The following is a 20895-nucleotide window of genomic DNA, read 5'->3' on the forward strand; positions in this document are numbered from 1 at the left end:
TTCTCCGAAAATCCGGGTTATTCAAGCCGTCTGAGCAGGAGCATGGGCGAAACACTCAGCACCGGGCTGAGCTGCCATCGACCGAATAACGCCAAAATCAACGCACTGATCACGGGAATGGGCAGCACCACCTGCCAATGCCAGCTAAACGCACCCTCAAACATCCGAAATTGCAGGGCCCAAACCGCAACTTCTGCCGCAGCAACACCAAGAACCCCGGCAAAGCCACCGAGCAACGCAAATTCAAGCACGGTGCTGCGCACCAGCAAGCTCTGGCGCCCCCCGAGCGTGCGCAAAAGTGCCCCTTCCCTCTGACGATCCTGAAGCGTCGCGCTGACGACTGCCGCCATAACCACCAGCGCGGCCGCCAATATCAGCACAAGGATCGCCTCTATGGCCTGAGTTACCTGCCGGACAATCTCCTGTATACGCTCAATAATGTTATCAATTTCCAATACGGAGACGGTGGGGAAACGTCGTGAAAACTCATTCAGCGCGTTTTTGCGGTCCCTTGGCAGATAAAAACTGGTTATCCAGGTGGCAGGCATATCCGTTAGGCCGCCCGCCGGAGGAAACGCCATGTAAAAATTGGGTTTCATGCTGTCCCATTGAACCGTGCGGATACTGGTCACCGCTTCGGTGACCTTGTCGGAACCAATGGTAAACGTGAGCTTGTCGCCCAGCGCCAGGCCTAGCTTTCCCGCCAGTTCTGCTTCCACGGATACGCCGTCTTTCTGGCCGGCTTCAAACCATCTGCCATCGACAATCGCGTTATCGGCCGGAAGCGAATCCATCCAAGTCAAGTTCAGTTCGCGGTTAAGAGCCCCTACTCGCTGATCTTTGCTCACCACCTCCTTTACAGGTTGGCCATTCAACTCCGTCAATCGGCCACGCACCATGGGATAAAGCTGATCCAGCGGTTGGCCGCGCTCTTTCCAGAAACCGGCAACGTCATCCACCGCATCGGGCGCAATGTTGATCAGGAAGTGGTTCGGCGCGTCATCAGGCAGTTGGGCCTGCCAATCGTCCAGCAAAGACGTGCGCACCAGAATCAGTGTTGTTGCGAGCATGAGCGTCATGGCAAATACCGCAATCTGGGACAAACTGGCCCTGCGATGCCGATAAAGGCCGACTAGAGCCAGTCGCCAGGCGTGCCCGCCGCCGCGAACCTTTCGCAGCATTGCGACGAGTATCCAACCTAAAAATGCCAGCAACGCGAGAAGCAGCGCAAGGCCGCCCAGCAAAGAAACCACCAGCGATAGCTCGCCGGCGTAAAGCCAAATCAAGCCGAACACGGCCACAAGCGCGATCAGCATATCCGGCCAGGCTTCCCGGCCGGTTTCGCCTGGCTGGCTGCGTAACACGCGCATGGCGGGTACGTTTTTCAGGCGCCGAATGGGTGGGTAAGCAAAGGCAAACAGTGACACCACAGCCGTTAGCAGAGCCGGCGTAAGTGCCGATGAATCCAGCTGAAACGCCACCGGCCTGCCCAGCGCTTCACCGAGCAGCAGGGTGAGTAGCCAGAACAGGGGAAGCGCTACAACAAAGCCACCAACCATGCCGGTAACACCCCAGAGCGCAAGGCGCTTCAGATAAAGCTGCCCAATACCTGCGCTGCCGAGGCCCAAGGTTTTCAGTAACGCGACAGTATCGCGCTGAGACAGAGCGTACTGGCGGCTTGCAACAGCCACCGCCACGGCGGCCAGCAACACCGCCAGGCTGCCGCCTAACAACAGAAAACTCTCGGACCGGTCCAGTGAGCGTGACAAGGTTTCACCATCGCGAACGCCTTTCCACTCCTGGCTTGGCCCGAGTTGCGGTTGCAGCCACTTGTAGTAGTCGTCAAGCGCCGCTTCCTTACCCGCAAACAGATAGACATACTCCACCCGGCTGCCTTCCTGGACAACGCCAGTAGACGCTACATCGTCTGCGTGCATCATCACTCTGGGCGCAAGAGCAGCCAGGCTGAACCCGCCATCGGGTTCGCGCAGCAGCAAGCCGGAAACCGTCAGATTGCGATTGCCCACTTCCAGCGTGTCACCGAGGCCGATCTTCAACAGCTTCAGCAGGCGAGGATTAATCCAGATTTCCCCGCGCGCCGGCCCGTGCTTTATCTGCTCCCGGGAACCTTCGGAATCGCCTTGAATCTCAAGTTCGCCGCGCAAGGGGTATTCGTTGCTGACGGCCTTTACCGACACGAGCTGAAAGGCGTCATTGCCAAGCACCATGGTCGAGAACTCAACCATGCGGCCGGTTTCCAGCCCGCGTTTTACCGCTTCGGCAATCCAGGGTTCGGGCACGGGGCGCCCGTCTTCCGCCTCCAGCTGTCTGTCTGCCGCCAGGAACGAGCTGGCAGAAGACACCAGAGTGCGTTGTAACTGGCTGGCGAACAGGGCAATGGTCGCAACAGTGGCTACGGCAATAATTAACGCCGCCAGTACCACTCGCACATCGCGTTCACGCCAGTCGCGACGCACAGACATCAGTTTTTTTGCAGCCGTCATCAGTCTGTGAGCTCCCTGCGCGTAACCGGTTCGGTTAACTCGCCTGCCTCAATGTGAAATTGCCGGGCGCAGCGTGCTGCCAGTTGCTCATCGTGAGTGACCATCACCAAGGTGGTGCCCTGCTCCTGATTCAACGCCATCAACAGATCCGAGATGTCCTGGCCGGTTCGGTTGTCGAGATTGCCCGTAGGCTCGTCGGCAAAAAGGATGGCAGGGTTTGAGGCAAACGCCCGGGCGATGGCAACTCGCTGTTGCTCGCCACCGGATAGCTGGCGTGGCGTATGGGCAAGTCGCTCACCCAACCCTACCCGTTCAAGAAGCTCACGGGCGCGCATTTCTGGCGCATCCATGCTTGCAAGTTCCAACGGCAACATCACGTTCTCAAGTGCTGTGAGCGCCGGCAACAGCTGGAACGATTGAAAGACAAACCCTACCCGGTGGGCACGCAATCGGGCGCGTTCGTCTTCGCTCAGACCACTGATCACAGAGCCGTCGAGTTCCACGGTTCCCTCCGTTGGCGTATCAAGGCCCGCAAGCAACCCTAGCAGCGTGGTTTTACCGGAACCGGAACGGCCTACAATGGCTACGGATTCTCCCCGATTGATTTCAAGACTGACCCCCTTCAAGATCGTCAACGTATCGGTTTCCAGGCTGACGCGGTGGGTCAGGTTTTCAACGCGCAATGTGGGGCGTTGGCTATCAGGGTTTATAGTCTGCATGTTGCTCGCGGGGCTCCCGAAAAAAGCACGTTCATTTACAAAGGTATACGGATTGCTTATGCATACGGTAATGCTGTTTGTCAGATCAATCGCATTTTTTGCAGCGACATTGTTTGCCGTGCCGGTTATGGCTGGCCAACAAACGCTTCTGATCGTCGGTGACAGCCTCAGCGCTGCCTACGGTGTGCCGTCGGATAGTGCCTGGGTGCAGCTTTTGCGCCATCGCTTGCAAAGCAACGGCTTGAGCGACTGGACCGTGGTAAATGCCAGTATCAGCGGCGAAACCACAGACGGTGGGGTTCGCCGGCTGCCGGCGTTACTGGAGAAGAATAATCCCTCCGTGGTGATCATCGAGCTGGGTGGTAATGACGGCCTTCGCGGCTTTCCACCCAACGTTATCAAATCCAACCTGACGACCATGGTTGAGGGCGCTCAGGACTCCGGTGCCCGGGTCATTCTGATTGGCATGCAGATACCGCCGAACTACGGCCAGCGCTATACCACGATGTTTTCAGACATCTTTCCAGCGCTGTCAGACAGCCACAACACGGCTCTGGTTCCCTTCTTTCTGGATGGAATTTACGACCAGGACAACCTGATGCAGGATGATGGCATTCACCCGACGGCCGAGGGCCAACCAAAGCTGCTCGAAAACGTGTGGCCGGTACTTAGCCCCCTGCTTGAATAAACATCACTTTCCACCCCACTCCATCACATTCCATCGCATTCCATCACACCACGCCCCGCAGAAACGCCAATGCCCGGCGTTCAGACCAGTAATAGCCGTCGTGGCCGTGTTCCACAAACCCGACATGGCCGCCCCATCGTGGCGCCTCCAGGCGCACATGGGCGCCGAGCACAGAAGGCGACTCCGGAAAGCATTTTCGTGACAGAAACGGGTCGTCCGCTGCATTAATCATCAACGCCGGCACCCGAATATCGTTCAGCCTGCCCAATGCAGAACACTGGGCCCAGTAATCTGCGGCGTCCCGGAATCCGTGCAACGGGGCAGTATAACGATCATCAAATTGATGAAAACTCTGGATGGACCCAAAATCCTCAACATCAATAAGATCCGGAAATGTTTGCGACTTTTCGTCCATTTTTACGCGAAGATCTTTCAAAAATCGCTGCATGTAGATTTTTCGGCTGGGCCGCGCCAGCATATCCGCGCTGCCGGCAAGGTCACAGGGTACGGAATAGGCAACGGCACCGCAGATTCTGCTGTCAACGCGCTCACCCTGCTCACCGAGATATAACAGCGTGAGGTTTCCGCCCATGCTAAAACCCGAGAGAAACGCGGTGTCGTAGCCTTGCGCAAGGCCATGGCGCACAACCTGACGCAGATCCTCAGTGGCGCCGCTGTGATAAAACCGGGGTTGCCGGTTCATCACACCACCACAGGAGCGGAAGTTCCAGGCCAGAACATCCCAGCCTTTCGCCAACAATGCCCGAGTCAGCCCCAGCACATACGGCCGACGGCTATGCCCTTCCAGCCCGTGGGAAATGATTGCCAGGCGATGGCTGCCCTGACGGTGCCAATCGAGATGCAGCTCATCGTCGTCAGCGGTGGGGAGCACTTCCGATACCGGTTCCTGCACGCTTACCTTGCGGAACAGCGATGGCCACACCGATTGCAGGTGACCACTGCGCAACCAAGGCGGTGGACGATATTGATGAGCCATACTGGAGTACAAATTTTGACCTTTTATATCACGGGGTTGACCGAGTAATTGAAAGTGCTTAGTATGCCGTTCGACTAGACGCTGTTCCCTGATAGCTCAGTTGGTAGAGCAACGGACTGTTAATCCGTTTGTCGCTGGTTCGAGCCCAGCTCGGGGAGCCATTTTTTCAGAATACCTGCCTCAGAACACCTGCTTTCGCTGCATGAATTCCGTTAACACGCGGAACATCGAAAATCCGTCCTCAGTACCAATAAGCTCACGTATGGAATGCATGCCGAACTGTGGCACGCCAATATCCAGCGTTGTTACCCCCAGGTTAGACGCCGTCAGTGGCCCGATTGTGCTTCCACAACCCATGTCACTGCGCACAACAAACGTCTGGTGCGGTATTCCCAGTTCATCACTGATATTCCGGTAAACAGCGGCTGAGCGGCTATTGGTTGCGTAACGCTGGTTATGATTCACCTTGATAACCGGGCCCTTATTCAGAATGGGGCCGTGATTTTCATCGTGCTTGTCTATGTAGTTCGGGTGAACACCGTGGGCATTGTCGGCTGAAATCATCATGGAACGGGCGATGGCTTTTGCCTTGCCGGCGCCACACCAGCGATCAAGAACCGCACTCAGAAACGGCCCCTGCGCGCCTTCGGCGGATACGCTGCCCACTTCCTCGTGGTCGTTACACACCAATAACGCGGCCTCTTTGCCCGAAGCGTTTAACAAAGCGTGCAGGCCAATGTAACAACTGAGGAGATTGTCGAGCCTCGCAGAGGCAATGAATTCATCACGCAGCCCCACAAACCCGGCGTCCTGAGCGTCGTAAAAGCTCAGCTCATACGCCAGAATTTTGCGTACCTTGATGCCGGATTCGCTCACAATTTGCTGGCTTAAAAGCTCGTCGAAACGGGTGGTATCGTTTTCCTCAGTCTGCATCAATACCGGCGGAAGGTCAGTTTGAGCGTTCACCGTGCGGTTGCTGTTGGCTTCCCTGTCCAGATGGATGGCAAGGCTGGGAATGAACGCGACCGGCTTGCCGAAATCAACCAGCGTGTCACTGACGTTGTTATGGCCGTCAAGAAACGTCACTCTTCCTGCCAGCGAGAGGTCGCGATCGAACCAGGGGTTCATCAGCACACCCCCATAGACTTCAACGCCGAGCTGGAAAAAGCCTTTGCGCCGCAGTTCGGGGTTGGGCTTCACCTTCAGGCACGGGCTGTCGGTATGCGCGCCCACCATGCGAATCCCCGATGCCGCTGCGTCTTGAGCACCGGTACGAAATGCCACAATCGAGGAGCCGTTGCGAATAACGTAATAGCCGCGATTCTGGCCAACAGACCAGTCATCTTTTTCATCCAGCTCTTCGAAGCCTGCCGCATCCAGCAGGTTTTTCATGGTTGCCACAGCGTGCCAGGGTGTGGGTGATGCGTTCAGAAACGTCAGTAAATCTTTGTTGAATTCAGCGTGTTCCATGATGTCCCTGATAGAATAAGAGTTACCATAACAGTATGGCATGAAGCCTTAACGGCTCATACCAGTGCGACAGGCATTAATCCGCTGTGCCATTAAGGCCGCGCCCTTTCGCCAACAATCACTACACGGAGCCCGACATGTCCGCACCACGATTTCTCGACATCGAATATTGCCAGACCGACGACGCGCTGTTTCCGGTCGCGATGGCCTGGTCACTGGAAGATGGCCAGATGAAAACGGTGGTGATTGCCCCGGTGGATGAATGGCTGCCGGAAGACGGCGATTTTGGCGATCTGGATCTGCACTATCTCGCAGAACAGGGTGTGCCTTTGATCGAGCTTGTCCATGAACTGCATCAGGATCTGCCAGACCAGACAGTCTACGTAGACGGGCTGGACCCGGACGAGATTCTGGTGGATATGATCTTCAGCGCTATGGAACAGGAAGCCCCCTTTGAAGTGGCTCCGATAACAGACTTGATCATCGGCATGAGCAGCGACGCTCTGGAAGACCGCCGCCGCCAATTGTTGTTTGAAGAAGGTCTTGAGCCACAGTTGCCGGAAAACGGTGTCTACGCCCTGCTTTTGATGGCCCAGGAAGAAGGCCTGTTTGACGAGGCCTGACTTCTTGCCTGGAGCCGCACACCGTTATGCGTTATGACGGATGTGCCAACACCGGTGAATCCGCGCGTTCCTTTGAAAATCCTTATCCAGGGTGCTGAGGGTTACTTCCTCGATCTCAAACTCCGAGGCGAGCTCCTCATCAAGCTTGAAACGCCGGAAATTGCTGGAAAAAATCAGCAAGCCGTCGGAGCTTAACCTGGCCATTGCCTGGCGGATCAGCTTGGCGTGATCTTTCTGAACGTCCAGAATGTCCGCCATACGGGCAGAGTTGGAGAACGTTGGCGGATCCATGAAAATCAGATCGTAGAGCTGATCCGGCTTTGGCCTGGCCGCAAGCCAGGCCAGGCAGTCTGTTTGCTCCACTTTGTGTTTTTGGGGATCGGCCTTGTTCAGTGCCAGATTTTCTTGCGCCCAGCCCACGTAGGTTTTCGAAAGATCCAGGCTCAACGAACGGCTGGCTCCGCCGGCAACCGCATGAACCGTGGCCGCACCGGTATAGCAGAACAAGTTCAGGAAGCGCTTACCGCGAGCGTGTTGCTGAATCCAGTGGCGCACCGGGCGATGGTCGAGAAACAAACCGGTGTCGAGATAATCCTTGAGATTCACCCTCAGTGTGCAACCGTGCTCCTGAACCTGAAAGAATTCACCGCTGACATCCTGTTTTTCGTACTGGTTCGTTCCTGTTTGTCGCTGCCGTTGCTTCGACACCATCTGATCCCGCTCAATGCCTAGTGCTTCAGGGATAACGGCCAGGGCTTCGGCCAGACGCTCACGTGCTGAACGCTCATCGATCGATTTGGGCGCCACGTATTCCTGCACGTGCACCCAGTCCTCATAGATATCAATCGCCAGGGCATACTCTGGCATATCCGCATCGTAAAGGCGGTAGCAGCTTATTTCCTGTTTACGCGCCCACTGGCCTATGGTCTTCGTATTTTTTTTCAGCCTGTTGCGCAGCATGGCCGCGCGCTCTTCATTGGCAATTCGTGGCAGAATTTCCCCCGGTGCCACCGGGTCTCGTGGAGTGCGTACGCTGGCTTCGTCAATGGTAAACAGCAAAAGCTGAGCGGGAAGCTTGCCGTTAAACAGCTTGTACTGTTTGAAACTGCGCAGACCGATTGACTTGCCAAACTCCGGAGCACCGGTAAACACGCCAAGCTGCCAACCTGTGGCGGCCTTTTTTACAGCATCGCCTAGTGACTCATACAGGCTTGCAAGGGCTTTTCTGTCGCTCATGCGCTCGCCGTATGGAGGGTTAACCAGAACCAGACCGGTGTCTGCGCGATCGTCTCCCAGCGCCAGCTCCTCGATCGGACGGACCTGAAACTCGATCAGGCTTTCAAGGCCGGCACGTTGGGCGTTATTTTGTGCGGTGGAAATAACCCGACTGTCCTGATCAAAACCCGAAAATCGGGGCACCTTGCCTTGTTTGCCTTCATAGGCGCGCTTTTCCGCTTCCTGGCGCAAAGACAGCCAGCTTTGAGGTTGGTGTCCTAACCATTTTTCAAAGCCGAAATGCTCCCGACGACGGCCCGGAGCAATATCCAGCGCCATCATGGCGGCTTCGATCACCAAAGTGCCCGAGCCACACATAGGATCGACAAAGTCGCCGCCTGCGGCTGCGATTTCAGGCCATCCGGCTCGCATCAGCAGTGCTGCCGCAAGGTTTTCTTTCAAAGGCGCCTGGCCCTGTTCCGTGCGATAGCCACGCTGGTGCAAGCTGTGGCCGCTGATATCAATACCCAGTGCAAGCCTGCCACGATGCAACCGGGCCGACACGGTCACATCCGGCGCCTTTGCGGCGACCGCCGGGCGCTTGCCGCCGCTGACTGTGAAACGATCCACAATGCCGTCTTTTACTCTCTGGGCGCCAAACTGAGTGTTGCGGATGGCTTCATTCTCGCCGATAAAATTGACGCGAAAGCTGCCATCAACGGAGATGTGCTGCTGCCAGTCAAGATGAACCACACCATCGTAAAGCTCATCGGCACTGGTGGCGGCGACTTCATCGACGTGAAGAATCACCCGGTTTGCAAGACGCGACCACAGGCAGGCCCGATAACCGGCTTCCAGCGGGCCCTCTACCCAGGCGCCAGCCGGCGCGTTTCTCACCAGCCCCAGACCAAACGTGCTGAGCTCGTCCGCCAGAAGGTACTCAACACCCTTTGGGCAGGTTACAAAAAAGACAGATTTGGACAAGTTCAACTCCAGGTTCATGGGTCATTCGCGGCAAGTCGCGGTAATAAGTCCCGGGAATCACGGCGGTCATAGGTTTCGGGCGGTTCTTCTATTCCAAATAAGTCTAAAAAAAACTTTAATAGGCTAAATTGATAGTGTACTTCCACTCAAGGTTGAGCTTACCTTGTAGATGACGCGTCGTTCGGGAAGGCTAAACACCTTCCGTTAACAGGATCCTGACTGCTCTGGCTGAAGCTGGCAATAGTGAGTTATCCCCGAGTGGATTTCACATGCCGCAGCCACTGCAGAAGTGTACACGCTTGTTCTGTTAATCCATTAGTGAGGAACGACATGAAAAGACAGAAAAGAGACATGTACGCTCGTGCATTCAAGCGGGGTTATCTCGCTGGCGTGTCCGGCAAATCCAAAGACAGCTGCCCGCTCGAGCAAGCAGAAGTCCGTCAGGAATGGTTGGGCGGTTGGCGTGAAGGCCGCACAGACCAATGGGAAGGCATGACCGGCGTTTCCGGCATCCATAAATTGTCAAACGTCACCACCGCGTGATTTTTGCGCAAAGCCCGTAGTCTTAATAATATGGTCTATTGAGGCCATGGAAAGGGCCCGCCAAGCGGGCCCTTTTTTATTTCGCACACCCACTATCTGAGCCGCCGAATCGCCTCAACGGCGCTGCCGATCAGTTCCGGCCCGTGGTAAATAAACCCCGTATAAAGCTGAACCAACTGTGCGCCCGCGCGGATCTTTTCAGCCGCACTTTCGCCATCCATAATGCCGCCCACACCAATAATCGGCAGTTCGTCACCTAACTCTGCGTACAGCCCCTGAATCACCCTTATCGATGCCTCACGAACCGGAGCACCACTGAGCCCCCCTGCTTCGTGCGCGTGAACATGGCCTGCAACGGCATCTCGGCTTACGGTTGTGTTCGTGGCAATCACACCGTCCATGCCAGCCTCTTTCAAGGCCGAGGCGACGAACCGAATGCCTTCATCGTCCATATCCGGGGCAATTTTAACGGCCACGGGTACGTAACGACCAAACCGGTGTTGACACTTGAGTTGCTCATCCTTGATGGCGTGCAGAAGCCCCATAAGGGAGTCACCAAACTGAAGATCCCGTAAACCGGGCGTGTTGGGTGAAGACACGTTCACCGTGATGTAGTCCGCACGAGTGTATACCGCTGAAATTCCCTTGCGATAATCCGACTCGGCTTCCTCGTTTGGCGTGTCTTTGTTCTTGCCTACATTGATACCGAGAATGCCCTGATAGTTGCGCTTATCCACGCGTTCGAGCATGTGTGTCAGGCCTTGGTTATTGAACCCCATTCGGTTAATGATGGCCTGATACTCCGGCAACCGGAACATGCGGGGCTTCGGGTTGCCGGGTTGCGCAAGCGGCGTAACGGTTCCAACTTCGATAAACCCGAACCCAAGTGCTCCCAGAGCATCCAGATGATCTGCGTTTTTATCCAGCCCTGCCGCAAGCCCGACCGGGTTCGGGAATTCCAACCCCATTACCTTTACTGGCAGATTTTCTGTTTTCGGTGAAAAAGCTCCCAGCACGCGCAATCGATGCGCCAGGTCAAGACCGTTTAACGCAACACAGTGGGCCTGCTCGGGTGATAGTCGAAAAAGCAGGTTGCGGATAACGCCGTACATCTGACAACTCCTCAATAAAACGTGAGCGCGAGTATACCGGAAGTTTTCCACAACGGCCCGATCCTGCAAAAGCAGAGCTAAACAACTGTATCCTTGAGCCCTCGGGGGCTTTTCCACGGAATCTGTGGATAACCCTGTTGAAAATCGCGGGTCAACGTTGCCAATCCCTTGTAATCTGCGCCAGCCTACAGATTGATCATTTTTTGACCAGTTTATTTTTACATATTTTTCAGATAGTTACAGTGATTTTTTATTAAGCAAAAGAAAAACTGAACAATCTGTTATTTATCCGGGACATTGCTATGATGTGCATAAATTAAACAAAAGAAGTCTCAGAAATACACCATGGCAGAGCATGATCAATAACTCGCAACCAGAATCATCGGCACAGAGCCAGCGCGAAACGCTCGCGAAGGAAATGAACGCGGCGTCGCGGGTTACGATCATAGGAATGATTCTCGACATTATTTTGGGAGTCGTTAAGGTTATTGCAGGCACGCTTTTCCATTCCCAGGCTCTTGTGGTTGATGGCATTCATTCTTTTACGGATGTCGCATCCGACGTTGTTGTACTGGGGGTGATGAAGGTCTCCCGCCAGGAACCCGATGACAACCATCCCTACGGTCATCAACGCATTGAAACCTTCGGCACTCTGGTGCTCGGCAGTATCCTCATTGCGGTCGGTGCAGCGCTCGCCTGGGAAAACACCCTGAGGCTGATAGAGGGGAACATCGGTTCCGTTCCCGAATGGCCGGTACTGATCGCCGCCGGCGTGTCGGTTGCAGGCAAGGAATGGATCTTTCGCTATACCCGACGTGTCGGCCAGGCCATACGCTCGGATCTGATTATTGCCAATGCTTGGCACAGCCGTACCGATGCGTTTTCTTCCGCAGTGGTTCTGGTTTCAACGGCTGGCGCCATGCTTGGACTTGTGTGGCTGGACCTGCTTGCGGCCGTTGTGATTGCAGCCATCATTATTCACGTCGGCTGGAAATTCACCTGGGACAGCGTTCAGGAACTGGTGGACACCGGGCTTTCCCCTGACGATACCGACATGTTGAAAACCATCGCCCGCAATACCGACGGCGTTCTCAACGTGCATGAGCTTCGCAGCCGCCTCATGGGGCAGGATATTCTGCTGGATATTCATCTGGTTGTGCGGCCAGAAATCAGCGTATCCGAAGGGCATCAAATTGGCATGCAGGTGGTTGCCGGCATGCGTAATGCACTGGATAGCATTCTCGACATCAACTTTCACATTGACGCCGAAAACGACGAGGATCAGCTCCCGACAACGGAAAAACTGCCCTCCCGGGCGGACGTGACAAGCATCATTACGGAGCATCTGGGAGAAATCCCCCAACGCAGCCGATTGAGGCTTCACTACCTCAGAAACAAGCTGCACCTGGAGATTTTTCTGGATGAACACGATCCGCAGACGGTCTTTACGCCGGAAAACATCCGGCAACATCTGGACGGTTATCCCTGGTTTGGCAGTGTGAGAATCTGGGTAGCCGGCCCGTAAGCCTGCTGCTCACCACTCGCTCACAACTGGTTAGCCATTACCGCCGGCGGTTCTCTTCCATACGTGAAAGAAACTCCTGCATGATCAGCGTGTAAAGCTCGCCGCCAAGGAAAAGATCTTCCACACCCGCATCAATGCTCGGGTTATCGTTGACTTCGATCACCGCAACCCGGTTTCCAGACTGCTTGATGTCCACGCCGTAGAGACCGTTACCAATCAGCCGCGTGGAATTCAGCGCCGCCTGTATAACGTTTCTTGGCACTTCGTACGTGGGCATGGTTTCAAACCCACCGCTTTCACTTTTTGATTCGCCATGCTGATAGATCTGCCAATGGCCTTTTACCATCATATATTTACAGGCGTAGATTGCCCGCCCGCCCAACACACCTATGCGCCAATCGTAATCTGTGTACAGATACTCCTGCGCCAGTACCAGTGCCGATTGCCGAAACAGATCTTTTAACCCGGCCCGCAGAGATTTTTCATCCTCGGCCTTGTTCACGCCCCGGGAAAAAGCGCCATCCGGTATCTTGATCACCACCGGAAAGCCAAGCTCCTGAACCACCTGCTCCACAGCGTCTTTCTGATCTTTGGACAGAATCAGGGTTTTCGGTGTCGGTATTTTGTTGTTTTTCAACAGGTCGGCCAGAAACACCTTATTGGTGCATTTAAGGATCGACGCAGGGTCGTCAATGACGACCATGCCCTCTGCCGCCGCCTTGCGAGCAAAACGATAGGTGTGATGGTCAATGGCGGTGGTTTCACGGATGAACAGGCCGTCGTATTCCGGCAAACGCATATAGTCTTTACGCGTAATCTGCTCCACGTTGATACCCAGCTTTCGGCCGGCCTTTTCAAAGCGTTGCAGCGCGACGGCATCACTGGGCGGCATTTCCTCTTCCGGGTTCACCAGAATCGCAAGGTCAAACCGATAGCGGCGGCGGGTTCTCGGTTTACGCCACACCATGCTGCTGAACCGATCCAACGCAGAAGCAAAGAGATCCTGCTCACGCTCATCCAGATCCGCGGGCGCGGCCGGTTTCATGGATTCAATTTGCCAGGTTTTCCGGCGCCGGAAAACCACTTCCAGAATCGGACTGGGGAACCGGTCAAACAGGGCCCGAGCCACGGGTTTAAGATCCGGGTGCTCGGTTTGCCCGAAATAGGTACGGATACGAACTTCGTGGGTGGCGTTGCGTGCGTCACTGGCCGGATCGATGGCCGAGCCGGCCGAATCAAGCCAGTTTACGACGCTGGCATCCAGATCTTCGAGTTCAAGTGAAAACAGCCCCTTGCGGCCCAGATCGTTAAGCGTCATTACCGAGGGCACAACGTGGTGCCCGCGAGCTTCGGCCAGCAGTGAGCAATAGTAACCGCGGCTCAGGTATTTGGCGCTCTGGCACAGGTTGATAACGCGTACCCGGCTGTTAGCCGGCGCTGCAAACTGGAGGTACTGATCAAAACTCAGCACGTCTTCACTGGGGTAATACGGTGCCCAGTCTTTGGTGCGGTCGACAACGATAAGCAAACGGGACATTAATGGCGCTCCTCCCTGGAGTTAATTGCCAACAAACCGGCCGCAACAATACGCCGCGGCGGGTGCCGGAACAATGCAAAGATAATGCGTGCTTTTACGCATAATCAGCTTATATTCCTGCACTCAACTCTCTACCATAATAGCGGCATTCGGGGAGCCTACCAGTGAACCCCCGCCGATAATCTCAAGGCCGCCTTAACCATGTCTGATCTGCACTTCCGGCAAGCCACCAGCGATGACCTGAACGCGCTTATGCGACTGGAGAATCGTTGTTTTACAGAAGACCGGCTTTCTCGCCGCAGCTTCCGGCGTTTTCTGGACATGCCCAGGGACAGATTGATTGTGGCGGATGCCCGGAGTGAGACTGGGGTTGATAATGATGATGGTGATGGCAGTGAGGGTGAGCACGAACTGCTGGGGTACTGCCTGGTTTTGATGAGCGCGGCTACGCGTATGGCGCGCATTTACTCCATTGCGGTTCTGCCAACCGCGCGTGGTCGTGGCATTGGTGAAAAGCTGGTAAAAGCGGCTGAACGTGAAGCGGCAGACGCCGGTCGTATTCTAATGCGGCTGGAAGTTCGGGAAGATAACAGCGGCGCCATTGCGCTATACAACCGCCTGGGTTATCGCCAGTTCGGTACGTACCGGGACTATTACGAAGACCACGGGACGGCTCTGCGTTTTGAGCGCCGCATCCTGTTTTACGAGCCGACACGGGCGTTCCTCCCGGTGCCCTATTATCCTCAAACCACGGACTTCTCGTGCGGGCCCGCTGCGTTAATCATGGCAATGGCCGCGTTGGACGAGCAGCAATCACTCACCACCCTGGAAGAGCTCAGGATCTGGCGGGAAGCGACAACCATTTTCATGCTGGCGGGTCACGGCGGCTGCGGCCCTCACGGCCTTGCACTCTCCGCCTGGAACCGGGGCTTTAACGCCAGCGCGTGGATCAGTACCGAGGGCCCATTATTTCGGGATACCGTCCGGAACGACGATAAAAAACGGGTTCTGGAACTGGTGCACGAAGGGTTTCTCCACGACATGGGCAAAACCGGCATCCAGCTACATCATGATCCCCTCACCCTTGAAGCCATGGAGCAAGCGCTGCTTGACGGCCAGATCCCGGTGATTCTGATCAGCACCTGGCAACTGAATCGGAGCCGAGTACCCCACTGGGTGACCGTATGCGCCATCGACGAGGAGTTTGTGTATCTGCACGATCCGGAGATCGACGTAGACGACGGCGAAACCGTGGCCGACAAACAGTACCTCCCGGTGGATAAACGGGTGTTCAGCCAGATTTCACGGTACGGCCGCAACCAGCCACTCCAGGCCGCCGTGATTGTCGGCCCGAAACGCCCAGAAAGTCTCTGAGGCGAGCTTAGCCAGTTCGAAGCGCGGCTTCTTTCAGCCCTGAAATTTCATCCCGCAGACGGGCGGCGCCTTCGAAATCCAGATCCGATGCGGCTTTGTACATTTTGTCTTCAAGGCGCGACATTTCTTTAAGCAACTCTGCCGGCGACCGATTGCCAACCGTGGAGCGGTAGCGTTCAGCCTCTTCAGCCGCCTTGTCTCCGGGCCGCGCGGATTTATTTCTGCCACGGCCTCCGCTGCTAGCGCCTTCCATGATGTCCGCAATCTTTTTGTTGAGCCCTTGCGGTGTAATGCCGTGGGCTTCGTTGTGCGCCGCCTGCTTTGCACGCCGGCTATCGGTTACGTCAATGGCGCGCTGCATGGAACCGGTTATCCTGTCGCCGTAAAGAATCGCCTTGCCGTTAAGGTTTCGGGCCGCACGGCCAATGGTCTGAATCAGCGAGCGCTCGGAGCGCAGAAAGCCTTCTTTGTCGGCGTCCAGAATGGTGACCAGAGAGACCTCGGGCATATCCAGGCCTTCGCGCAGCAGGTTGATGCCGACAAGCACATCAAACTCGCCCCGACGGAGATCGCGGATGATCTCTACCCGCTCCACCGTATCTATGTCCGAATGCAAATACCGCACGCGAATATCGTGCTCCATCAGAAAGTCCGTGAGATCTTCGGCCATACGCTTGGTCAGCGTGGTCACCAGCACCCGCTCGTTGACTTTCACCCGGGAGTGAATTTCCGAGAGTAGATCGTCTATCTGTGTGGACGCCGGACGCACTTCAATTAGTGGGTCCAGCAGGCCGGTTGGCCTGACAACCTGCTCCACCACCTGTCCTGCGTGCTCGGCTTCGTAATTGCCGGGCGTGGCCGAAACAAAGATCATCTGGGGCGCTATCCGCTCCCATTCATCAAACCGCATGGGGCGGTTATCCAGCGCCGACGGAAGTCGAAAACCGTACTGTACAAGGGTTTCCTTTCGAGAGCGGTCGCCTTTGAACATGGCGCCAATCTGCGGAATCGTCGCGTGGGACTCGTCGACAATCAGCAACGCGTTCGCAGGCAGGTAATCAAACAATGTTGGGGGCGCCTCACCGGGTTGCCGGCCCGAAAGGTAGCGAGAGTAGTTCTCGATGCCGTTGCAATAGCCCAGCTCGTTCATCATTTCCATGTCGTAACGTGTACGCTCTTCCAGCCGCTGGGCTTCCACCAGGCGATTGTTATCGCGCAGCTGCGGTAAGCGCTCATCCAGCTCTATTTTTATGTGCTCAACGGCATCCAGCACTTTCTGGCGCGGCGTTACGTAGTGGGACTTGGGATAAATCGTAATCCGTGGAACGCGTCTGAGTACTTCGCCGGTGAGCGGATCAAAATAACTGAGGTTTTCCACTTCATCATCAAACAGCTCAATGCGGACCGCTTCCTTCTCTGACTCCGCAGGGAACACATCAATCACATCACCACGCACCCGGTAATTGGCACGGTGGAACTCAATATCGTTCCGGGTGTACTGCAGCTCAGCCAACCGATGCAGAACGTGCCGCTGGTCAATTTTGTCGCCTCTGTCCAGGTGCAACATCATTTTCAGATAGGACTTCGGATCACCCAGGCCGTAGATGGCCGATACCGTTGCCACAATAATCGCATCCGGGCGCTCGAGCAGCGCTTTGGTTGCAGACAATCGCATCTGTTCAATGTGCTCGTTGATGGACGCGTCTTTCTCGATGAAGGTATCAGACGACGGAACATAGGCCTCCGGCTGATAGTAGTCGTAGTAAGACACGAAATACTCAACGGAGTTATCGGGAAAAAACTCGCGGAACTCGCCATACAGCTGTGCGGCCAGGGTTTTATTGTGGGCCATGACAATAGTTGGTCGCTGCACCGCTTCTATAACCTTGGCGACAGTATAGGTTTTGCCAGAGCCGGTAACACCCAACAACGTCTGGTGCGCCAGGCCGGAATGTATACCGTCCACCAGCCCGGCAATGGCTTTTGGCTGGTCGCCCGCAGGCTCGAACGGTGAATCAACTTTGAACAGGCCGCTTTCACCGGCATTACTGGAAACAGTACTGGAAACATTACTGGCCATAATTGGCAAACAACCTCCGCTTACACGAAATACGTATCCTGACCAAATCCTGTCGCTGCACGACTTGGCCTCAGAGAGAAATTTATTGTTACGCCGGCTTCATGGTACCATCATTGCGATCGACGGCTGGGCGAAAATCAGCCGCCTCCCAAGGCATGGAAGGCAAGGATTCAGACACCCCGCCGGTCACAGACCTATCAGATGCAGCTTTAAGGAGCGCAAGTTTGGACCTTCAACTTTCCAGCCGAGTACAGGCAATCAAGCCATCTCCCACCCTCGCAGTCACCAATAAAGCGGCGGAACTGCGTGCCGCGGGCCACGATATAATTGGCCTTGGTGCTGGCGAACCCGACTTCGATACGCCGGATCACATCAAACAGGCTGCTATCGAAGCCATTAAAAACGGCCAAACCAAATACACTGCGGTTGATGGTACGCCGGCCCTCAAGAAAGCGATTATTGCGAAGTTCAAACGAGACAATGGTCTGGAATACGAAGCCAACCAGATACTGGTTTCAAGTGGGGGCAAACAGAGCTTTTTCAACCTCGCGCTGGCTCTGCTTAACGCCGGCGACGAAGTCGTTATTCCTGCGCCCTACTGGGTATCCTACCCCGATATGGTTCTGGTTGCTGAGGGCAAGCCGGTTATCATCGAAACCGGCGCCAAAACGCGCTTCAAGATAACTCCGGAACAGCTGGAAAACGCCATTACCGAGCGCACCCGCCTGTTTGTGATCAACAGCCCTTCCAACCCCAGCGGCATGGCTTACACACTGGAAGAGCTGCAAGCGATTGGCGAGGTGCTCAAGAAGCACCCAAATATCATGATCGCCACAGACGACATGTACGAGCCTATCATCTGGACTGGCAAGCCATTCTGCAACATTCTGAACGCTACTCCAGAGCTCTACGACCGCACATTTGTTCTCAACGGTGTCTCCAAAGCTTACTCGATGACTGGCTGGCGTATCGGCTATGCCGCAGGCCCTGCCAAAGTTATCGGCGCGATGAAAAAAATTCAGTCTCAAAGCACGTCCAACCCGGCGTCCATATCCCAGGCGGCTGCCCAGGAGGCCCTCGACGGCCCGCAAGAGTGTATCGGCGACATGGTCAAGGCATTCAAGGAGCGCCACGACTGGCTGGTTGATGCCTTGAACCGTCTGCCCGGCGTTGAGTGCCTTAAAGGTGACGGTACTTTTTATGTGTTCCCGAGTTTTCAGGGCGCGATTGATGCCGATTCCAGCGTCAGCAACGATGTGGAATTCACAGAAAAGCTGCTAAGCGAAGCCGGTGTTGCTCTGGTTCCTGGCTCTGCGTTCGGTTGCCCAGGGCACATGCGTCTGAGTTTCGCGACCAGCATGGACAACCTGAAAGCAGCCGTTGAGCGTTTGCAGAAGGCTCTAAGCTAAAAATTTTGGCAAGGGGTTGACGAGGCGATGGGGTAATCTTAATATACGCGCCTCGTCACATGACGACGTTCCCCGATAGCTCAGTTGGTAGAGCAACGGACTGTTAATCCGTTTGTCGCTGGTTCGAGCCCAGCTCGGGGAGCCACTATTACAAAAACCCGCTAATTCTCAGAATTAGCTGGTTTTTTCGTTTTCTGTGCGCGAACTTTTACTTACGATCGCTTGGCGGGCTGGCGGGGTCAGCGGCACCCCCTGGTGGTACTGTTCAACCTAGCCTTTTTCGTCATCCTATTGCCTATGACACTTGCCTCCACGATGGGGAGCTATCTGTTTTTCGCCCAGCACAGTTTCCGGCGCATGCAAATTGTCTCTCCCGAAGCCTGGACCTATTACCGAGGGCTATGGAGTCGTCAAGTTACATGCGGATGAACCGGATTATGCAGTGGTTTACCAGAAACATTGGCTATCATCATATTCACCATCTCAACGTGCGAATCCCTTTTTACCGCCTGCCGGAAGTGATGGCGGCCATTCCTGAACTGCAATCGCCGTTGACCACGACCCTTGCGTCGAGAGATATTGCAGACTGCTTCCGGTACGCCCTTTGGGACGAAGACAATCAGCGCATGGTTTCCTATCGGGAGGCGAGGCAACAGTAGGTGCGAGGTCGGTGATGACGAGCGTCAGGAGCAATGACGGATTCAACCAAGCTAGGGAGATCGGAGCTATGAAGGAACTAATGAGTGAAGCAATTAATCGCATGTCTGCTTTAGCCTCCATTTTCAAGCGTCCGGTGACGCGATTCCCTATGGGGGTTCGGTATGTAGCAATGGGGGCAGTGCTGGGGTTTGCGAATATTCCCGCCATCGCCTTTGCCCAATCACCGTGCTCCGGAATTCAAGTGAAAATTCCGAATATTAAAAATAGCACTGGGACTGTAGCTTGTGCACTTTTCGAATCGTCAGCGGGTTTCCCCACTGAATTTTTGCAATCCGCAACCAATATAACGATGATAAAAATTCGAGATACGCAGGCGCGTTGCAACTTTTTAGATATTCCTCAGGGAACGTATGCGTTGGCAGTCATTCATGATGAGAATATGGACGGCAAGCTTGGCACTAACTTGTTAGGGGTTCCCACGGAAGGCTACGGCTTTTCAAACGGGGCAGAAGCCTCGATGAGTGCACCTTCCTTCGAGGAGGCCAGCTTTTCGTACGATGGGCAAAACCTTGATCTGACGATTAGATTGGCTTATTGAACGACATTTCCATGAATACTGAGGCGTTGTTTCAATCAGTACGACCATTAATAGTTTGCTGAGCTTAACTCTGCCGTTCGGTTCCCCATCAGGTTCAAGATGGGGAACCGAACGCAAGGGCCAGAATTTAAACCCAAGTCCGAACTAGAGACCAATCACCTCAGCATGAATAGCCTCCAACGCAGCCAGAGGATCAGCAGCCTGAGTTATCGGGCGACCTATAACGATATAGTCGGAACCGGCCTTGAGGGCGTCACTGGGCGTCATAATGCGTTTCTGGTCGCCTTTGTCGGCGGCTAATGGCCGAATGCCCGGGGTGATCAATTTGAAGTCACTGCCCTGCTCTGATTTGAGCTTGGGGGCTTCTTGCGCGGAGCAGACTACGCCGTCCAGGCCGCTGTTTCTAGTCAGTGTTGCGAGGCGGGAAACTTGCGCTTCAGGCGAATCGGTGATGCCTATACCGGCAAGGTCTTCGGCACCCATGCTGGTGAGAACCGTAACAGCAATCAGCAGAGGTTTGTCAGCCCCAAAAGTATCGAGGCGCTCACGGCAGGCCAGCATCATCTTTTCGCCACCGGAGGCATGCACGTTCACCATCCATACCCCTAACTCCGCAGCAGCAGCCACAGCGGCCGCGGCTGTGTTGGGAATGTCGTGAAACTTCAGATCCAGGAACACCTCAAAGCCGCGCTTTTGCAAGCTTTCAACTATCTGCGGGCCGGAACGTGTGAAAAGTTCTTTGCCGACTTTTAACCGGCATTTGGCGGGATCCAGTTTGTCTGCCAGCTCCAGAGCCAACTTCGCCGACGGGAAATCGAGGGCGACGATAATTTTGGGATCGTTAGAGGTTTGCACGT

Annotated in this window: 17 protein-coding genes and 2 tRNA genes; 10 read left to right on the top strand and 9 right to left on the bottom strand. The window is 55.1% G+C overall.

What is annotated here, in order from left to right; genetic code table 11:
- Window positions 1–17 precede the first annotated feature (17 nt).
- Together ENI00_RS13460 and ENI00_RS13465 are read right to left on the bottom strand one after the other, a co-directional pair.
- On the bottom strand, window positions 18–2504 hold the full coding sequence (locus ENI00_RS13460) for an ABC transporter permease (RefSeq protein ID WP_304103338.1): 2487 nt from the start codon (window positions 2502–2504) through the stop codon (window positions 18–20).
- The gene (locus tag ENI00_RS13465; RefSeq protein ID WP_304103341.1) at window positions 2504–3223 is read right to left on the bottom strand and encodes an ABC transporter ATP-binding protein; all 720 of its coding nucleotides are present in this window, start codon (window positions 3221–3223) and stop codon (window positions 2504–2506) included. The genes ENI00_RS13460 and ENI00_RS13465 overlap by 1 nt, the downstream gene beginning before the upstream one ends.
- Before the next feature lie 58 nt (window positions 3224–3281).
- Here ENI00_RS13465 and ENI00_RS13470 point away from each other — a divergent pair, with 58 nt between their 5' ends.
- A complete protein-coding gene (locus ENI00_RS13470) occupies window positions 3282–3911 on the top strand; it encodes an arylesterase (protein WP_304103344.1) in 630 nt (209 codons plus the stop codon).
- 43 nt (window positions 3912–3954) lie between these two features.
- On the opposite strand, the gene ENI00_RS13475 is transcribed toward ENI00_RS13470, so the two are convergent.
- A complete protein-coding gene (locus ENI00_RS13475) occupies window positions 3955–4920 on the bottom strand; it encodes a YheT family hydrolase (RefSeq protein ID WP_349740426.1) in 966 nt (321 codons plus the stop codon).
- 73 nt (window positions 4921–4993) lie between these two features.
- Here ENI00_RS13475 and ENI00_RS13480 point away from each other — a divergent pair.
- A tRNA-Asn gene (locus tag ENI00_RS13480) sits at window positions 4994–5069 on the top strand.
- A gap of 19 nt (window positions 5070–5088) precedes the next feature.
- On the opposite strand, the gene ENI00_RS13485 is transcribed toward ENI00_RS13480, so the two are convergent.
- Window positions 5089–6378, bottom strand: coding sequence for a M18 family aminopeptidase (locus ENI00_RS13485; protein WP_304103347.1), 1290 nt, complete (start codon window positions 6376–6378; stop codon window positions 5089–5091).
- 137 nt (window positions 6379–6515) lie between these two features.
- On the opposite strand from ENI00_RS13485, the gene ENI00_RS13490 reads away from it, so the two are divergent.
- A complete protein-coding gene (locus tag ENI00_RS13490) occupies window positions 6516–7001 on the top strand; it encodes a hypothetical protein (RefSeq protein ID WP_304103350.1) in 486 nt (161 codons plus the stop codon).
- A 24-nt stretch (window positions 7002–7025) separates the two neighbouring features.
- Here ENI00_RS13490 and rlmKL read toward each other — a convergent pair whose 3' ends face one another.
- Window positions 7026–9218, bottom strand: coding sequence for a bifunctional 23S rRNA (guanine(2069)-N(7))-methyltransferase RlmK/23S rRNA (guanine(2445)-N(2))-methyltransferase RlmL (gene rlmKL / locus ENI00_RS13495; protein ID WP_304103353.1), 2193 nt, complete (start codon window positions 9216–9218; stop codon window positions 7026–7028).
- Between the two features lie 312 nt (window positions 9219–9530).
- Between rlmKL and rmf the strand changes: the two genes are divergently transcribed.
- A complete protein-coding gene (gene rmf, locus ENI00_RS13500; protein ID WP_304103356.1) occupies window positions 9531–9743 on the top strand; it encodes a ribosome modulation factor in 213 nt (70 codons plus the stop codon).
- 92 nt (window positions 9744–9835) lie between these two features.
- Here the strand turns inward: rmf and ENI00_RS13505 are convergent, their stop codons facing one another.
- A complete protein-coding gene (locus tag ENI00_RS13505; protein ID WP_304103359.1) occupies window positions 9836–10855 on the bottom strand; it encodes a quinone-dependent dihydroorotate dehydrogenase in 1020 nt (339 codons plus the stop codon).
- A gap of 355 nt (window positions 10856–11210) precedes the next feature.
- Here ENI00_RS13505 and ENI00_RS13510 point away from each other — a divergent pair, with 355 nt between their 5' ends.
- Window positions 11211–12380 carry a cation diffusion facilitator family transporter gene (locus ENI00_RS13510; protein WP_304103361.1) on the top strand — a complete coding sequence of 390 codons (1170 nt, stop codon included), beginning with the start codon at window positions 11211–11213 and terminating at the stop codon, window positions 12378–12380.
- Window positions 12381–12417: 37 nt separating this feature from the next.
- Here the strand turns inward: ENI00_RS13510 and ENI00_RS13515 are convergent, their stop codons facing one another.
- Window positions 12418–13917 (bottom strand): RimK family protein, encoded by a 1500-nt coding sequence (locus tag ENI00_RS13515; protein WP_304103364.1) that lies wholly within the window; start codon window positions 13915–13917, stop codon window positions 12418–12420.
- Window positions 13918–14118: 201 nt separating this feature from the next.
- On the opposite strand from ENI00_RS13515, the gene ENI00_RS13520 reads away from it, so the two are divergent.
- Window positions 14119–15291: a GNAT family N-acetyltransferase/peptidase C39 family protein gene (locus ENI00_RS13520; RefSeq protein ID WP_304103368.1), complete on the top strand. Its 1173-nt coding sequence runs from the start codon at window positions 14119–14121 to the stop codon at window positions 15289–15291.
- A gap of 7 nt (window positions 15292–15298) precedes the next feature.
- Here the strand turns inward: ENI00_RS13520 and uvrB are convergent, their stop codons facing one another.
- The gene (gene uvrB, locus ENI00_RS13525) at window positions 15299–17371 is read right to left on the bottom strand and encodes an excinuclease ABC subunit UvrB (RefSeq protein WP_304103371.1); all 2073 of its coding nucleotides are present in this window, start codon (window positions 17369–17371) and stop codon (window positions 15299–15301) included.
- Between the two features lie 224 nt (window positions 17372–17595).
- Here uvrB and ENI00_RS13530 point away from each other — a divergent pair, with 224 nt between their 5' ends.
- From ENI00_RS13530 to ENI00_RS13545, 4 genes are all read left to right on the top strand, one after another.
- Window positions 17596–18780: a pyridoxal phosphate-dependent aminotransferase gene (locus tag ENI00_RS13530; protein ID WP_304103374.1), complete on the top strand. Its 1185-nt coding sequence runs from the start codon at window positions 17596–17598 to the stop codon at window positions 18778–18780.
- 69 nt (window positions 18781–18849) lie between these two features.
- Window positions 18850–18925: transfer RNA gene (locus ENI00_RS13535), tRNA-Asn, on the top strand.
- 256 nt (window positions 18926–19181) lie between these two features.
- Window positions 19182–19439 (top strand): fatty acid desaturase, encoded by a 258-nt coding sequence (locus ENI00_RS13540; protein ID WP_349740427.1) that lies wholly within the window; start codon window positions 19182–19184, stop codon window positions 19437–19439.
- A gap of 68 nt (window positions 19440–19507) precedes the next feature.
- Window positions 19508–20038 (top strand): DUF2141 domain-containing protein, encoded by a 531-nt coding sequence (locus ENI00_RS13545; RefSeq protein ID WP_304103377.1) that lies wholly within the window; start codon window positions 19508–19510, stop codon window positions 20036–20038.
- A 144-nt stretch (window positions 20039–20182) separates the two neighbouring features.
- Here the strand turns inward: ENI00_RS13545 and pyrF are convergent, their stop codons facing one another.
- A complete protein-coding gene (pyrF, locus tag ENI00_RS13550) occupies window positions 20183–20893 on the bottom strand; it encodes an orotidine-5'-phosphate decarboxylase (protein ID WP_304103380.1) in 711 nt (236 codons plus the stop codon).
- Window positions 20894–20895 lie beyond the last annotated feature (2 nt).

It is taken from the genome of Marinobacter antarcticus (assembly GCF_011049865.1).
In the GTDB taxonomy this organism is placed as follows: domain Bacteria; phylum Pseudomonadota; class Gammaproteobacteria; order Pseudomonadales; family Oleiphilaceae; genus Marinobacter; species Marinobacter antarcticus_A.

Excerpts from the sequence above, each read along its gene's own strand:
- ENI00_RS13485 (WP_304103347.1), bottom strand. The coding sequence starts at position 6,378 with ATGGAACACGCTGAATTCAACAAAGATTTACTGACGTTTCTGAACGCA.
- ENI00_RS13545 (WP_304103377.1), top strand. The coding sequence starts at position 19,508 with ATGAAGGAACTAATGAGTGAAGCAATTAATCGCATGTCTGCTTTAGCC.
- uvrB (WP_304103371.1), bottom strand. The coding sequence starts at position 17,371 with ATGGCCAGTAATGTTTCCAGTACTGTTTCCAGTAATGCCGGTGAAAGC.
- ENI00_RS13540 (WP_349740427.1), top strand. The coding sequence starts at position 19,182 with ATGGAGTCGTCAAGTTACATGCGGATGAACCGGATTATGCAGTGGTTT.
- ENI00_RS13465 (WP_304103341.1), bottom strand. The coding sequence starts at position 3,223 with ATGCAGACTATAAACCCTGATAGCCAACGCCCCACATTGCGCGTTGAA.
- ENI00_RS13460 (WP_304103338.1), bottom strand. The coding sequence starts at position 2,504 with ATGACGGCTGCAAAAAAACTGATGTCTGTGCGTCGCGACTGGCGTGAA.
- ENI00_RS13515 (WP_304103364.1), bottom strand. The coding sequence starts at position 13,917 with ATGTCCCGTTTGCTTATCGTTGTCGACCGCACCAAAGACTGGGCACCG.
- ENI00_RS13505 (WP_304103359.1), bottom strand. The coding sequence starts at position 10,855 with ATGTACGGCGTTATCCGCAACCTGCTTTTTCGACTATCACCCGAGCAG.
- ENI00_RS13510 (WP_304103361.1), top strand. The coding sequence starts at position 11,211 with ATGATCAATAACTCGCAACCAGAATCATCGGCACAGAGCCAGCGCGAA.
- ENI00_RS13470 (WP_304103344.1), top strand. The coding sequence starts at position 3,282 with ATGCATACGGTAATGCTGTTTGTCAGATCAATCGCATTTTTTGCAGCG.
- rlmKL (WP_304103353.1), bottom strand. The coding sequence starts at position 9,218 with ATGAACCTGGAGTTGAACTTGTCCAAATCTGTCTTTTTTGTAACCTGC.
- ENI00_RS13490 (WP_304103350.1), top strand. The coding sequence starts at position 6,516 with ATGTCCGCACCACGATTTCTCGACATCGAATATTGCCAGACCGACGAC.
- rmf (WP_304103356.1), top strand. The coding sequence starts at position 9,531 with ATGAAAAGACAGAAAAGAGACATGTACGCTCGTGCATTCAAGCGGGGT.
- ENI00_RS13520 (WP_304103368.1), top strand. The coding sequence starts at position 14,119 with ATGTCTGATCTGCACTTCCGGCAAGCCACCAGCGATGACCTGAACGCG.